Source organism: Cytophaga aurantiaca DSM 3654 (assembly GCF_000379725.1).
GTDB lineage: Bacteria > Bacteroidota > Bacteroidia > Cytophagales > Cytophagaceae > Cytophaga > Cytophaga aurantiaca.
On record NZ_KB903620.1, the window covers coordinates 41,993 to 57,443 of the forward strand.

A 15,451-nucleotide genomic window follows, 5' to 3' on the forward strand; every position below is an offset into this window, starting at 1 on the left:
TTATTGGTCAAGATACAATTAATTCGTTAATTTCAAGAATATAAATGGTGGCTCTATAAAGAATTAATGGACGATTTTCAAAAACTTTCTATCTTCGAATTATCAATTCGAAAGAATTTGATCAGCCCTTACGAATATATATTGCTGCCAGTTTACATTTTTTTATTTTTTGTAGCCACGCGAATTCTCGTTGAACTGATTTACAAAGACCAAACCATTCAAAAATACGTGTATTTTGGGTTGTCGCTTAAAGTGTTTGGAGGATTGTTTGTTACACTGATTTTCAACTTCTACTACAAAGGTGGGGATATCGGAACCTATTATAATGAAGGCCGAATATTTGCCAATCTTATTTTTGAACACCCGGAAAGTATCCTGAGAATCTTTTTCTATTCCCCGACAGGTAATGATACCGAACTGAAAAATCTTTTCTTGCATATGAACTACGTCAATGCTCCGGATACATTGATTGTTTTAAAAATTACTGCATTTATTAATTTGTTTTCATTCAATTCGTATTTGGTTACTACATTCTTTTTTAGTTTCATTTCGTTCTGGTGCATCTGGCGATTGGTAACTTTATTGTTTGAGCTATACCCGGACCATAAACAAACAATTGTAATTGCTTTTTTTGCAGCACCCAGCTTGATTGTATGGGGGAGCGGCATTTTAAAGGACACTATTTGTTTTTCATGCTTATGCATTTCTCATTATTATTTATTCAGAATATTTATTCAGAATAAATTCAAACTTAGCTATGTATTCTACATCCTGTTCACAGGTTATATTATATTAACTATTAAGATCTATATCTTGCTGGCATATGCCCCTTGCTTTTCATTTATGGTTACACAACAATATAAAACCTATATCCAGAATCGCATTTTAAGAGCCATGATTGCTCCGTTTATTATTGTATTGAGTTTGGTTGTCAGTTATGTATTGGTTACTCAGCTTGGAGCGCAAAAAGAACGTTATTCAAGCGGGAAATTATTGGAGACAGCTAAAGTACAGCGCAATTATGTTCACTCTGTCTCCTTACAAACAGAAGGTTCTACCTATGACCTGGGTGATATGGATGATGGCTTGATGGCTTATATATTAAAAATACCTGCAGCAATAAATGTATCGCTGTTCAGGCCTTATTTGTGGGAATCCAGAAATCCGATCATGCTGCTCTCGGCAATAGAATCGTCTATATTAATTTTCATCACATTTCGACTTTTTCAGAAAAGAAAATTAAAAAACACGATTGATGTATTGGCAAAAGATGTGAATCTTCAATTCTTTTTATTGTTTGGATTGATCTTCTCTTTTTTTGTAGGGGTTACAACATATAATTTCGGAAGCCTTGTGCGTTACAAAATACAAGGATATCCTTTTTACATTGCTGCTATCCTTTTGTTGTATACCTTGCAGGAAAATACCACTGCGAGCAAATTGAAAATCAAAAAAATATTTTCAAAAAGTAATCCTTCTTTAGAAAACCGAATCTAGTATTTTCAAATAGATATGTTTATTCGCATGGATCGAATATTCAGCTACTACTTTTTTATTTCCATTTAAACCGATTCGCTTTCGCATTTGAGAATCGTCCAGCAATTGCTTCAACACAAATAACCATTCTTCTTTACTCGTTACCAACAATCCCGACTCATTATTTTCTATTATTCGAAGATTCGCCCCGATGGAGGTAGCAACCGTAGGTATTCCAAGAGCCATATATTGAAGTGCCTTTAATCCGCTTTTACCATACACCCATTGTTCGTCCAGCGGCAATGGATACAGACCAATATCCAAACGCTGCAATGTAGGCACCTCCATGGTTTGATGAAACGGCACCACTTCAATATCCAGTCCTTCAATACGACATTCATCTACGCCAAAAACTAAAATTTTAAAGTTGTATTCTCTTCTTAATTCAAGTAAAATATCTTTAAGCAGGTAAAAATATTTTAATGTGCTATGACTTCCGGACCAGCCAATAACCAATGGTTTATCATTGCTGTATGTATTCACCGGAATGTATGTATCTGTATTTATTGTTGAAGAAATGTCCGTCACATTTGAATTTCTTTCCAATGCAAATTTTTCTAAATAAGGCGTACATACAATCACCTGTTTTGCCTGCTGCATCAGGTATGTATATTTTTCAGGTCGTTTCAATAATGAAACCAAACTGTTCACTTTGGATGTTTTCCCTAAAAATACCAGATCATCTATGTCGTAAATAACGTTTGGATTCAGCTTTGTATAGAGTCCTTCAAGGATAGGGAAACCAAAGGGTGTCACATTTAAAAACAAATACACGCCATCATAGAAAGGCAAAAACGGAAGTAAGGCAATACGTTTTATATAGCCATATATTGTCCAAAAAATCTTCTCAAGCGTATTCCCTTTTTTATATACAATATCCCAAAATCGATTTGACATAAAAGGCTCGATTGCTATATCGTATCCGTTTTCACGGAAATGCTGAAAATACTGTTCGTACTTTAATCGCTGCCCCGGAGCAACCCCTTCGGGGTGGGGGCATACAACTACAATCCGTTTTACTTTCATTTCTTTTGTGCAATTACTCTCCAATAAGGCGCATTATCAGCAAATACAATATTCGTACAACCTGCGTGCTCTAACATACCGCTGATTTGTTGTTTTGAAAAACGCTGTTCTAACGGTGTCCCAAATCGATCTAATGAATCGTTACGAATGATATGAAATGATTTATTGGCATACCATGACAAAGGAATTTTAGATACAACATTTTCTGAAACGCCTGCAGCCAATAGCAATTTGGCTAATGCTATAAACGGCAAATAAAACACTATAGCTAATAAATTACATACAGCTATTTTGAGTTTGCTTGGCAGCTTACTTACAATCCAACGTATGGAATTTGATAGATGAAACAATGTTTTAAATGCGAGTCCTCTATTCTCAAGATTGTAATAGAGATATAATAATATGTGTCCGTTTTGTTTGACTTTTTGCACACATTTTTTTACCGCTTCTTTTGTATCCGGCACATGATGCAATACGCCTAAGCTAAACACCAGATCAAATGAATTATCTGAAAATGGAATGTTGTCAACCGAAGCTTGACTGATGCGAATATTCGGTTTGTTTTTTAGCAATCTGGCTGCTGCAAGCACAGCTTTACTTGGATCAATGCATTCAACACAATTAACCTTTCCTGCAATGTAATACGACCAGCGCCCTGTTCCGCAACCGACATCCAATACATGCGCAGATTTATTCAACAGACTTTGTGGTACAATATCAAAATAATTATCACCTGCAGAAAAAATTTCTTCTTCATTGAATGTGTGAAATGCGGACCATTCTTCACCAAAAGATTCGACTGTCTCAACATCAATATTATCGTTACTTGGAAACACATCAATATGTGTACCGTCAACCGTGATCGTAGATGTAAATGTTTGATTATACGGTATCATGCAATAACTTCTGAATAAATTTCTGAATATAAATTTACACCATTCAACAATGAAAAATGATCGTTCACATATTTCAAAGAAATACTCTTTTGGAATACATTTTCAAAATCATTTTTAAACAAATAAATTGAACGATCATAAGACGCATCACTAAATGCATTAATAACAATACCTGCCTTCGCTTCAAGAACTTGCTGCTCAACGTCGCCAACATTGTTATTGCAAACAACAGGTATGCCCATTGCCATTATTTCTGCAAGCTTTGTAGGAGACGAGCTTTTCTTTGAATAGGCAGGCTTAATAAAAAACAAAGATAGATTGCTAAGCAATAAATAAGAAGGCACTTCAACGCGCTGTGCTTTAACTACCCGAATATCTTCTTTTGTCAGTTGATGTTTGCGAGCAATCTCAAGGATGTCTGCTTCCTTTTCCGGTGTTATAAATAGAAAAACTGCATCTGGGAAATTTTGCTTGAATCGTTTGAAATAATCAAACATTTCATCGATCATGTACCACGTACCAATAGATCCTAAATAGCTGACAACCGTTTTCCTTTCTAACGAAAGCTTTTGTCTTAATAGTTCTATTTCTTCATGTAAACTATTTTCCGAAGAAAACACCTTCAGGTCTGCGCAACAGGGAATGATCTTAAATTTCACTTTTGAAGAAACATAGTCCCATTGCTTCATTTCTTCAAAACTATTTTGTGTCAGTGTAACAACATAGTCTGCATTCAAAATGCATTTCTTTTCGATCCATTTAAAAAACGTATATGCCGTTTTAAACACAGGGTTTTTTAAGTTCCATAAACCGCCATCTATACGCTCATCAGCCCAAAAGCCGCGCATGTCAAAAATAAATTTTGTGTGAAATATTTTTTTAGAGAGTAATCCCAATATTGCAGGAATGTAACTTCTGCAATGCACTGCTTGAAATACATCTTTGTTTCTTAAACGAAATAAAAAAAACAAACCTGCAATCAGATCCCAAAGTGTTGCTAAAATTGAAAATCGTTTATGGTATTTTTTAGGATACCACGTAATATTTTTTCCGGAGATTACTCCTTCGATGATGCTCTTATTTGAATTAAATTTCTCCGGTTTCTCGAAACTTAAAATGGAAAATCTGTAACCCTTTTCTTCCAGACCTAAAATATATGGTAATACCTGCGACTGCCCTAAAAAATCGGTAAGGCCATCGTATGTAATGTATAGTATGTGTTTGTTTTGCATTACCTACTATTTACATGAGATGGCCTTACCATATTGTATCTTTATGCTGTTTTAAACGCTTCTTTGTATACAGAGGTTATACCTTCTTTTAAGCCGATTGAATATTTCCATCCCAATTTTTCAAGCTTGGATACATCCATCAACTTACGAGGCGTACCATCCGGCTTTGAAGAATCAAATTTCAATTCACCTTTAAAACCAACAACATCTTTAATAAGTGTTGCCAGTTCTTTGATGCTCAAATCAACGCCGCTGCCAATATTGACAAATTCTTTATCGTTGTAATTTTGAATCAGATAGTAACAGGCTTCTGCAAGATCGTCTACATGCAAAAATTCTCTTAATGGAGAACCTGAGCCCCACACTTCAACGGTGTCAGTACCTGACTCTTTCGCTTCATGAAATTTACGCAGCAAGGCAGGCAACACATGTGAGTTGTTCAGATCGTAATTATCATTCGGACCATACAAATTGGTAGGCATTGCCGAAATGAAATTACAACCGTATTGATCTTTGTATGCTTCGCACATTTTTATGCCAGCAATTTTCGCGATGGCATACGGTTCGTTTGTAGCTTCTAATGTACCGGTAAGTAAGTAATCTTCTTTCAATGGCTGCGGAGCCATTTTAGGATAAATGCATGAAGACCCTAAGAATAAAAGTTTTTTAACTTTTGTTTCATATGCCTGATGAATCACATTTGCTTCCATGATAATGTTATCATAGATGAAATCTGCTCTGTAAATATTATTCGCCTGAATCCCTCCAACTTTAGCTGCTGCTAAAATTACATACTCCGGTTTTTCTGTTTGAAAAAACTGACGCACCTGCTGCTGATCTCTCAGATCAAGCTCTTTAGAGGTACGCGTAATAATATTTGTGTATCCTTTTTTCTCTAATAACCGAACAAGCGCAGAACCAACCATTCCGCGATGTCCAGCTACGTATATTTTACTTTCTTTATTCATTACTATTCGAATTGGCTTAATGTTTTGAATCCACCTTGTTTCAAATATTCGTCTTTCTTGAATAGTTTAACATCAGAATCAACCATTTCATTCACTAACTGCTGAAGGTTATATTTAGGCTTCCACTTCAATTTCTTTTTGCATTTAGTTGGATCACCAATTAACAAATCAACTTCAGTAGGTCTGAAGTATGCTTTATCTACAGCAACAACTACAGTACCTTTTTTAACCTGAAATTCTTTGTTTTTGCATGACACAACAACAGCCGTTTCTTTTATGCCTTTCCCTTTGAATTCTACTACAATGCCAACACGTGCAAAAGCCATTTTAACAAAATCTCTTACAGTTGTTGTTACGCCGGTAGCAATAACAAAGTCTTCTGCTTGTTTTTGTTGCAGGATCAACCACATTGCTTCTACATAATCTTTCGCATGTCCCCAGTCACGCTTTGAATCCAGGTTTCCTAAATAAACCTTATCCTGTGCGCCTAAAGCAATACGAGCAACTGCTCTGGTGATTTTTCTTGTAACAAATGTTTCTCCACGTAAAGGAGATTCATGGTTAAATAAAATTCCGTTGCAGGCAAAAATATTATATGCTTCTCTATAGTTTACTGTAATCCAGTAGGCATACATTTTAGCTACTGCATAAGGAGAGCGGGGATAAAAAGGAGTGGTTTCTTTTTGCGGAACCTCTTGTACCAAGCCATACAGTTCGGATGTAGATGCCTGATATATTTTTGTTTTCTTTTCTAATTTTAAGATACGGATTGCTTCAAGAATACGAAGTGTTCCGATACCATCTGCATTCGCAGTATATTCCGGCGTATCAAAACTAACTTTCACATGCGACATTGCACCCAAGTTATATATTTCATCCGGTTGCACTTCCTGTATGATACGGATCAAGTTCGTAGAATCCGTCAAATCACCATAGTGCAATTTGAATTTTACATTTTTTTCATGTTGATCCACATACAAATGATCAATTCTGTCTGTGTTAAATAATGAAGATCTTCTTTTTACACCATGAACTTCATATCCTTTTTTCAACAAAAATTCGCTTAAATAAGCTCCGTCCTGGCCTGTAACCCCCGTAATTAATGCAACTTTCATCCTATTGTTATTTCTAATTTATATAATTGCCCAAATGAACAATTAAACGATTTATATTTATACAAAAATAATACTTCTATTGACTTTATCACTTAGTTCATATATTTCTTCCACCAATATTGGAAAACAATAATCGACCAAATGCGCGTTTCGTCTAAGTTACTATTTTTATTTATTGCTTCCCGCATTTTTTGTATATAATTCCAATTGAATATCTTCTGTGTTTTTATAAGATCTTCCGAAAGCAGCTCATCTAAAATCCACGTTTTTAATTCTTTAGAAAAAAGTGCTGTCAACGGCACATCAAATCCATGCTTGGGTTTTGTTAAAATTTCTTTTGGTAACTCATCTTTAAACGCCTCTTTCAAGAGCATCTTCGTACCATCTTTGTTCACCTTATAATCTGATGGAAGTGCTGAAACATATTCAAGTAATCTGTAATCTAAAAATGGTTCCCGAACCTCCAGTCCATGAGCCATAGACATAGAGTCTACTTTGTGCAGCATATCACTTCCCAGCACCAGTTCCAGATCCGTATTCAATACTGTATTCAAATCGTATTTATTATTTTTAAACCTCCTGATAACATCCGTTTTTCTTAAGATGTATTCTTCTTTTCCTTCCATCGACGGATCCAATACTTCTGTTTGCTGTTCATCCGGCAAGATAGAGCACCATAGATAATAGCGTTCGGCATCTGTGAGATGCATTCCGTTTAACAGTTTTTGAACCTGTCTGACTTTGTCTCCAATGGGCGAACTTCTGTCTCCTGAAAGAAGCCTGACAATTGATTGAAACAGTTGCGCCATCCGGATTTGCCATGTCGGATTTTTAACCATCCATTCTGCGCGATGTTTGTTGTAACCACCAAATAACTCATCCGCCCCATCGCCCGACAATATAACTTTCATTGAGGGCGCTACTTTTTTAGATAATACAAAAAAAGGCAGTGCTGAAGTGTCGCCAAAAGGTTCGCTCATGCTATCTAAACAGCCCATGATATTATCCGCCAGATCTGTACGACTCAGCATGATCGAAGTGTGATTGGTATTGAATGTCTTCGCAACCAATTCTGCAGATTTTGTTTCATCGTAAAACGAAGCGTCTTTAAAACCAACTGAAAAGGTATGAAGATTTTCAACTTGCCTGGATGTTGCTGCAACAACAATAGATGAATCAATTCCGCCGCTTAGAAAAGCGCCTACCGGAACATCAGCAACCAAGCGGTCTGTAATGGATTGCTCAAATAAAGCCTTTACTTTTTGTGCGGCGTCTTCAAAAGAATCTGTCTTTGATATAGTGTTTTTTTCAGGCAGCGAATAATATTTTTTATTTGTTACAGCCGCTTTGCTTATCAATAGATAGCTTCCCGGCTGAACCTTTTTAATATTTTTGAAAATTGAATTCGGTTCAGGTATATAACCCAATGTGAAATATTGACGAACCGATGCCCAATCAATTTCTCTAGGGACATTAAATGCCAATACAGATTTCATTTCAGATGCAAAAATGAATTTATCCTCATCCATATAGTAGAGCAAAGGCTTTACTCCAAGCCTGTCCCGTGCTACAAAAATCTCATGCGTTTGTTTGTCATAAATAGCAAATGCAAAAAATCCGTTCAGCTTTAACAAGCAATCTACGCCCCAATGAATATAAGCAGACAATAATACTTCCGTATCCGATTCTGTATTGAACATACATCCGAATTCAGCGATCAATGCCTCTTTGATCTGTTTGTAATTAAATATTTCTCCATTGAAAACAATTACATATCTATCAGAAACGTCATGCATTGGCTGACGGCCATTCATGGTATCAATGATTGATAAACGTCTGTGTCCAAGTGCTATTAAATCATCTACAAATGTGCCTCTGCCATCAGGACCTCTATGCGCAAGCAGTTCAATACTTTTGCCCAAGTTGATCATGTAGAACGAACCTATTTGATTAAAAGCAAAAATTCCCGTAATTCCACACATATTTGTTCAGTTAAATAAATTATTAAGTATCCAATGCGTCACGTACCTACTATATTTCTACTAAGTATTTCTCTGCTTTTAAGCTGCAAAAGCTCTAAAGTTAGCTCATCGAAAGATGCAGAAAACAAAAAGCAAAAAGAGACTACAAAAGGAAATATACATGAAAGTAGTGAAAAAGCAGATAAAGTAATAAAAGCAGCACGTTCATACATTGGTACCCCATATAAATATGGTGGTACAAGCAGAGCAGGCATGGATTGTTCAGGGTTGATGTTGCTGTGTTTTAAAGAAGTTAATATCGACTTACCGCGAACATCTATCGAGCAAAGTAATGTAGGTACATCTATCAAATATGCAGATCTTCGGCCAGGCGACCTGGTATTTTTTACAGATAAAAAGGGCAACTCCAAAGTTGTGCATGCTGGTCTGGTAAGCAAAGTAAACGGACCACGGGATGTAAAATTCATTCACTCTTCTACCAAACTGGGTGTTGTTGAAAGCGATTTGTATGTTAGCTATTATGAAAGCATTCTGGTAAAAGCGCGGCGAGTATTGTAAATCAAAATAATCCGATACCTTTGCCTTATCATGGGGGATTAGCTCAGTTGGCTAGAGCGATTGGCTGGCAGTCAATAGGTCATCGGTTCGAATCCGATATTCTCCACTAAAATGCCTTATGTTTGCGATAAGGTCTTCTTATTTCCCCCTTCACGGATGCTGAATATTCAGGTCATCCGTTTTATTAAATCTCAGTCTGCTTGCGGGACCGAAGCCATTGATACTTCTTTTGGATTTTAGTCACAATTCCAAGATTCTATAAATTGTATTGCAAAAGTAATTTGGGGATTAATGTTTATAATATATGTGTATTATATAGAAATTATTTTCTACTTTTAGTACATTGGTTTGTGTAAACTCACCCTACTAACAGGATTTGTATTGTTTTATAAACACTTTTCATGTCGAAGCTTAAAAACATCATTAAACAGCTGTCCACCAAGGATTATACAGCAATCTACGACTCTCTAATAAACAGCAATGCCGAAAAATCTGCATATTTATTAAAGTTCATGCGCGAGAAACAACTTTCTGACACGCGCATCATGGAAGAGTTGGAAGTTAATAATAATGCTTACTATACGCTTAGATCGCGCTTGAACCAGAAGATTGAAGAATATCTGCTTCAGGAAATGGAAAGTCCGAGAACTTCTTTGATTAAAAAAGTTGCTACTGTACACGACATTATTTTTACAAAAAAACGTGCCATTGCAATTGCATCTCTTAAGAAATTGGAGAAAGAACTTCTTGATTATGATTTATCAAATGAACTAACAATTATTTATAAAACATTAAAAAAATTATTAATCAATACCCCTGAAGATCATTTCAGTTACTCACAACAATACAACAGACACGTTGCATACATGCTTGCTTTAGACAAGGCTGAAGACATGTTGGGCAATTACTTCAAAAAATACGGGGAGTATTTCCTTACCGGAAGCGAAACAGATAAGCTAGGTTTAGAATTGTTGCAAGGCGAAATGAATAACATCGCCAACTTATATCAATCACACCGTCTGTTTGTTTTTCAATCGTTCATTAATATTTTCCATGAATTAAAAATTGAAAAGGTTGCGAAGCCTGAAATGGAGCAAACGTTTGAATCCATACAAGCAATTTTTGATCAGTACTATTTAGATGCAATTTATTATCATTTGATCTTAGTACTGGATTATTTAAAAGTTGAATACTACGCACTGGTTAATAATACTCAGGTTCTAAATAAAGCAATAGACGACATCACAGAATCAATCCCTGTATTTGTATCTAATTATTCCTTGTATACATTCTCACCAGGTATTTTACTTGCAAAGCAAAAACATTACTTAGCTGAACGTACCGAGAAAATGATGTATGGAGATGCGAAAGAATTGTTTGAGGATTACGAAACGAATAAATTAAATCTTCCTGAATTTATTCTTTATATCAACTACAGAGTTACTGCTTGTTTCTTTGCTGAAAAATATGAAGAAGCTGCTAAATTTTTAAATAGCTTATTGAATGAGACTTCAATAAAAAAATATCCGAATACCCTTCTTGAAATAAAATTGTTTTTGGCATTGCAGTATGCGTTGGTTAAAGAACACGATCTGTTCAATCAACTTGTGAACAGCATACAGCGCCAAATAAGACTTCTGGGAAAAGATGATTGTCCGCATGCAGTACTTATTATAAAAATATGCAAGACGGCTTTAAATGAAGGTAAGAAAGGCAAAAAAGCTAAACTAAGTCAACTTGTAGAAAAACTTAATTTAGCTTTGCCAACGTATTATTCTCCGTTCAATTACATTCCTCTTAACGAGCAATTCATTAACAGACTTTCAGAGATATAAGATTATATTTTTCTTAGGTTGTCTAATGTCAACGGCTTATTGATGTATTTAACAATGTGCTTATTTTTCTTTGCTTTCATTAGATCCTGAGGATTCAATGAAGACGTAAGCATAATTACATTACATTGATTTTTAATCAAATCAGACATTCTTTCAAATTCTTCCAGGAATTGAAACCCATCCATTAATGGCATGTCTATGTCAAGGAAAATAAGATCGGGCAAATAAAGTTCCAGTGATCCTTTAGCTAGTTTTTCAATATTCTTTAAAAATTCTATTGCACTTCTTGCGCCCGAATGCACAAAAATGTGAGTACATATTCCCGCTGCTTCAATCATTTTCTGATTAATAAGATTGTCAATCTCATTGTCATCAACCAACATGATTGAATGATATTTTGTATCCACTACAGTTTCGGTATTTTTCATATATAAAAAAGTTAAGTAACCAAATGTAAATAAATATTATTAAAATTTATTGAATCATGCTAATAAATTAAAGGTCAAATTTTATCCCTTGAGCCAAAGGTAAAGTGGCTCCATAATTAATTGTATTTGTTTGTCTTCGCATATAAGCTTTCCAACTATCTGAGCCTGACTCCCTACCTCCGCCTGTTTCTTTTTCGCCTCCAAATGCTCCTCCAATCTCTGCTCCGGAGGTTCCAATGTTTACATTTGCAATTCCGCAATCAGAACCTCTATTAGATAAGAACCGTTCCATTTGCTGCATATCATTTGTAAAGATTGCAGATGATAAGCCTTGCCGCACGTTATTGTTTAGTTGAATGGCAACATCAACACTTCCTGAATACTTTGATACGTATAAGATCGGAGCAAAGGTTTCTTCTTGTAATGAAGGCAGCGAAGGTTGTGCCTCTAATAAGGTTGGCATAACATATGTTCCACCATCTAATCCAACAGGCTTTAGTCTCTTACCTCCTGCCAACAGAACTGCCCCTTCCGCCAGCGCTATTTTTATCCGCTGTTCATACAGCTCAACAGCGCTGTTATCTATTAATGGCCCAACCAATACACCTTTCTCTAAGGGGTTGCCTACCACTAACTGTCCATATAGGTGTTTTAATTTTTCTACGATGGCGTTGTAAATCGTTTCATGAACAATCAATCGTCGCGTAGTCGTACAACGCTGCCCTGCTGTGCCTACTGCTCCAAAAATAATTGCACGGACGGCCATTTCTATATTCGCATTTTCAGTGACAATGATTGCATTGTTGCCACCTAACTCTAACAATACTTTCCCTAAACGACCTGCTACAACCTGGTTTACTTTCTTACCCATTGCTACAGATCCTGTTGCAGAGACCAACGCAATACGTTCATCTTCGGCAAGCCAGCTGCCTTGCTCTGCACCGCCATGATATAACGTGAAAATTCCTGAAGGAAGATTATTTTTCTTAAGAACTTTTGAAACAATGTACTGACAGGCAATGGCAGACAATGGTGCTTTCTCAGAAGGTTTCCAGATGCTCACGTTGCCACACACGGCAGCAATGATTGCATTCCACGACCATACTGCAGCAGGAAAATTAAATGCAGAGATAATACCGATGACACCTAATGGATGATATTGTTCATACATACGGTGATCAGGCCTTTCTGAATGCATGGTCAAGCCGTACAATTGTCTTGAAAGTCCGACTGCAAAATCACATATATCTATTATTTCCTGAGCCTCTCCTAATCCTTCCTGCAAGAGCTTTCCCGTCTCAATTGAGATCAATGCTCCAAGATCTTCCTTGTCTTCCCTGAATGCTTCGCCTATCTGTCTAATGATCTCTCCGCGTTGTGGCGCAGGCATGGCCGACCAAATCACATATGCCTGTTGCGCTTCTTCTATTAATTTATTGTACGCATCCTTGTTTGCAACCTCAATATCAGCAAGGCGCTCTCCATTAATGGGAGAATGTTTAGAAAAAATCTTTTCTCCCGACAAAGATCCCGATGCCGACATTCCTGAAGGATTTCGATCTGCCAATTGAAATTTGTGACTGATTTTTTTTATTAATTCCTGCTGATTCATTTTTGATTATACGTTTTAACACAAAAAAAGTGTCCTGCGAACACTTTTTTTATTTTGCCTTACTATTATATAATTAGTTTATTACCAACCAATTCCATAGAATTCCTTCTTTCCATTCGGATAAATTCCTTCCATCAAAATTCCACCATTGGTTGTTTCTTCCAAAATCCGGATAACATCTTCCGGTGAACTTACTGGTTTTTTATCGATCGATGTAATAATGAATCCTTCGCGTACACCAGCCTCCTTTAACTTACCGCTGAATATTTTTGCAACTTTTGCTCCGCCCGATATTTCAAGCACACTCATTTCTCCACCTGATACCGGCTGTAGATCTGCACCCAGCTTCGTTTTAACAGAATTGTCGCCTTTCGGTACAATTGCCATATCACCCAACTTGTTTTTCAAAACAACATTGGCCTCGCCTGTTGTACCCTTACGTATATAGCGAACTTTCAATTTATCCCCAGGTCTGTATCTAGCCACAACTTCCTGCAACTGGGTAGTAGCTCCGATATTGATGTCGTTTATTTTAGTAATGATATCGCCTTCTTTTATTCCGCCTAGATCTGCTGCACTACCCTGATTAACGCCGCTTACATATACGCCTGTTATAAAGTCAAGTGATTTCTCTTTAGCTAATGTTGTTGTCATATCCTGAATTACCACGCCAAGTAAGCCGCGCTGCACCTGACCGTAATTCATAATATCATCAATTACTTTTTTAACCAATGCAACCGGTACCGCAAATGAATACCCTGCATACGCTCCAGTAGGACTCGCAATCGCCGTGTTGATTCCAATCAATTCTCCTCTCAAATTAACCAATGCACCTCCGCTATTGCCGGGGTTTACCACAGCATCTGTCTGAAGAAACGATTCTATCGCCATATTATCTTTATCTCTCAATAAATTAATACTTCTTGTTTTGGCACTGATGATACCGGCCGTTACAGTAGATGTTAAGTTGAATGGATTTCCAACTGCAAGTACCCATTCACCAACACGTACATTATCTGAGTTGCCATAGGTTATATACGGAAGATTTTCTCCTTCAATTTTTATTAACGCTAAATCCGTTGTAGGGTCTGTGCCTATTAGCTTTGCATCGTATGTTCTTTTATCGTTTAATACAACCTGAATTTTTGAAGCTTTTTCTACAACGTGATTGTTTGTAACGATGTAACCACCTGCAGTAACAATTACACCTGAGCCTGAAGCCTCGCGCGGTTGATTGTAATTTTCATATGGATCGCCGTAATAGTATCTAAACAATTCTTCATCACGCGTATTTGGCCGGGTTGTTTCAGGCATATAGGTTGTCTTGATATGCACAACAGCGGGAGTTGTTAACTCTGCTGCATAAATAAAATTCAAACCTGCCGGAACACTTAAGCCAGCTGTGTCTGAAAAGTTAGCAAACGTTGCACGTTGCTGCATCGACTCTATTGTTGTAAACTCATTTGACTTTACAAAATAATGATATCCTGTCAAAGCTGTAATTCCTCCAAAAATGGAAGCTATTACGACCAATATGCCTATTTTCTTAATGTTCATGGTATTTCTCGGGCTAATAACTATTAGGTATGTTAAAGTTATAAATTGTTGAAGAATATTCCTTTCTTCTTAGATTATTTAAACGATTAAGCTGATTCTTTATTTTAAATACTCCCTATTCCGCTTCGTTTACATCAGCTCTTAAGCATAAATTTGTCCATTTGGTTTTTTTTATAATTAAATGAACTCATACTGAATAAGATGAGAAATATTTGCTTGAAGCTGTTGCAAAATAGAAAACAAACTCTTAATATTGCATTCCCAATTCGGAGACACTCCTCCTTAGCTCAGCTGGTTAGAGCACATGACTGTTAATCATGGGGTCCTTGGTTCGAGCCCAAGAGGGGGAGCACACTAAAGCCTTTAGAAATTCTAAAGGCTTTTTTTATTTTATTTTTTATGGATACTGTATATACACTCTATTCTTCCAAACTTGATAAATTCTACATCGGTCAAACGACAGACATAAATAAGCGATTACTTCAGCACAATGACCCAGATAGTTCTTATTCTACTAAAGGAGGTCAGCCGTGGGAAATCTTTTTAACTATGCATTGTAATTCTATTGCCCATGCCATGAAACTTGAACGACATATCAAAAATATGAAAAGCAAAAAGTTTATTATGGACTTGAAAAAATATCCTGAATTACTTGAACGTACCGTACAACGTTTTAATGACTGTTAATCATGTCCCGACCCCGATA

At 36.3% G+C, this 15,451-nt stretch carries 13 protein-coding genes and 2 tRNA genes; 6 read left to right on the forward strand and 9 right to left on the reverse strand.

What is annotated here, in order from left to right; all coding sequences use genetic code 11:
* Positions 1-66: 66 nt before the first annotated feature.
* Positions 67-1,497 carry a hypothetical protein gene (locus A3EE_RS0100205; protein WP_018341399.1) on the forward strand — a complete coding sequence of 477 codons (1,431 nt, stop codon included), beginning with the start codon at positions 67-69 and terminating at the stop codon, positions 1,495-1,497.
* Here the strand turns inward: A3EE_RS0100205 and A3EE_RS0100210 are convergent.
* From A3EE_RS0100210 to asnB, 6 genes are all read right to left on the reverse strand, one after another.
* A complete protein-coding gene (locus tag A3EE_RS0100210) occupies positions 1,480-2,562 on the reverse strand; it encodes a glycosyltransferase family 4 protein (RefSeq protein WP_018341400.1) in 1,083 nt (360 codons plus the stop codon). The two genes, A3EE_RS0100205 and A3EE_RS0100210, sit on opposite strands and share 18 nt — an antisense overlap.
* The gene (locus A3EE_RS0100215) at positions 2,559-3,458 is read right to left on the reverse strand and encodes a class I SAM-dependent methyltransferase (protein ID WP_018341401.1); all 900 of its coding nucleotides are present in this window, start codon (positions 3,456-3,458) and stop codon (positions 2,559-2,561) included. The genes A3EE_RS0100210 and A3EE_RS0100215 overlap by 4 nt, the downstream gene beginning before the upstream one ends.
* Positions 3,455-4,690 (reverse strand): glycosyltransferase, encoded by a 1,236-nt coding sequence (locus A3EE_RS0100220; RefSeq protein WP_018341402.1) that lies wholly within the window; start codon positions 4,688-4,690, stop codon positions 3,455-3,457. The genes A3EE_RS0100215 and A3EE_RS0100220 overlap by 4 nt, the downstream gene beginning before the upstream one ends.
* 41 nt (positions 4,691-4,731) lie before the next feature.
* Complete coding sequence (fcl, locus tag A3EE_RS0100225; RefSeq protein ID WP_018341403.1) at positions 4,732-5,658, reverse strand: GDP-L-fucose synthase; 927 nt, start codon at positions 5,656-5,658, stop codon at positions 4,732-4,734.
* Positions 5,659-5,660: 2 nt separating this feature from the next.
* Entirely contained in the window at positions 5,661-6,773 is a 1,113-nt protein-coding gene (gene gmd / locus A3EE_RS0100230; protein ID WP_018341404.1) for a GDP-mannose 4,6-dehydratase, read from the reverse strand.
* A gap of 92 nt (positions 6,774-6,865) precedes the next feature.
* Positions 6,866-8,755 (reverse strand): asparagine synthase (glutamine-hydrolyzing), encoded by a 1,890-nt coding sequence (gene asnB, locus A3EE_RS0100235; RefSeq protein WP_018341405.1) that lies wholly within the window; start codon positions 8,753-8,755, stop codon positions 6,866-6,868.
* Between the two features lie 33 nt (positions 8,756-8,788).
* Here asnB and A3EE_RS0100240 point away from each other — a divergent pair, with 33 nt between their 5' ends.
* From A3EE_RS0100240 to A3EE_RS0100250, 3 genes are all read left to right on the forward strand, one after another.
* A complete protein-coding gene (locus A3EE_RS0100240) occupies positions 8,789-9,313 on the forward strand; it encodes a C40 family peptidase (RefSeq protein WP_018341406.1) in 525 nt (174 codons plus the stop codon).
* Between the two features lie 32 nt (positions 9,314-9,345).
* Positions 9,346-9,419, forward strand: a tRNA-Ala gene (locus A3EE_RS0100245).
* A 295-nt stretch (positions 9,420-9,714) separates the two neighbouring features.
* Complete coding sequence (locus A3EE_RS0100250) at positions 9,715-11,148, forward strand: hypothetical protein (protein ID WP_018341407.1); 1,434 nt, start codon at positions 9,715-9,717, stop codon at positions 11,146-11,148.
* A 2-nt stretch (positions 11,149-11,150) separates the two neighbouring features.
* Here A3EE_RS0100250 and A3EE_RS0100255 read toward each other — a convergent pair whose 3' ends face one another.
* The 3 genes from A3EE_RS0100255 to A3EE_RS0100265 form a co-directional block, all read right to left on the reverse strand.
* Positions 11,151-11,576, reverse strand: coding sequence for a response regulator (locus A3EE_RS0100255; RefSeq protein WP_018341408.1), 426 nt, complete (start codon positions 11,574-11,576; stop codon positions 11,151-11,153).
* Between the two features lie 67 nt (positions 11,577-11,643).
* A complete protein-coding gene (amaB, locus tag A3EE_RS0100260) occupies positions 11,644-13,188 on the reverse strand; it encodes an L-piperidine-6-carboxylate dehydrogenase (RefSeq protein WP_018341409.1) in 1,545 nt (514 codons plus the stop codon).
* A gap of 81 nt (positions 13,189-13,269) precedes the next feature.
* Complete coding sequence (locus A3EE_RS0100265) at positions 13,270-14,745, reverse strand: Do family serine endopeptidase (protein ID WP_018341410.1); 1,476 nt, start codon at positions 14,743-14,745, stop codon at positions 13,270-13,272.
* 276 nt (positions 14,746-15,021) lie between these two features.
* Here A3EE_RS0100265 and A3EE_RS0100270 point away from each other — a divergent pair.
* Positions 15,022-15,095 (forward strand) — tRNA-Asn (locus A3EE_RS0100270).
* A 49-nt stretch (positions 15,096-15,144) separates the two neighbouring features.
* The gene (locus tag A3EE_RS19795; protein WP_018341411.1) at positions 15,145-15,432 is read left to right on the forward strand and encodes a GIY-YIG nuclease family protein; all 288 of its coding nucleotides are present in this window, start codon (positions 15,145-15,147) and stop codon (positions 15,430-15,432) included.
* Positions 15,433-15,451: the final 19 nt, after the last annotated feature.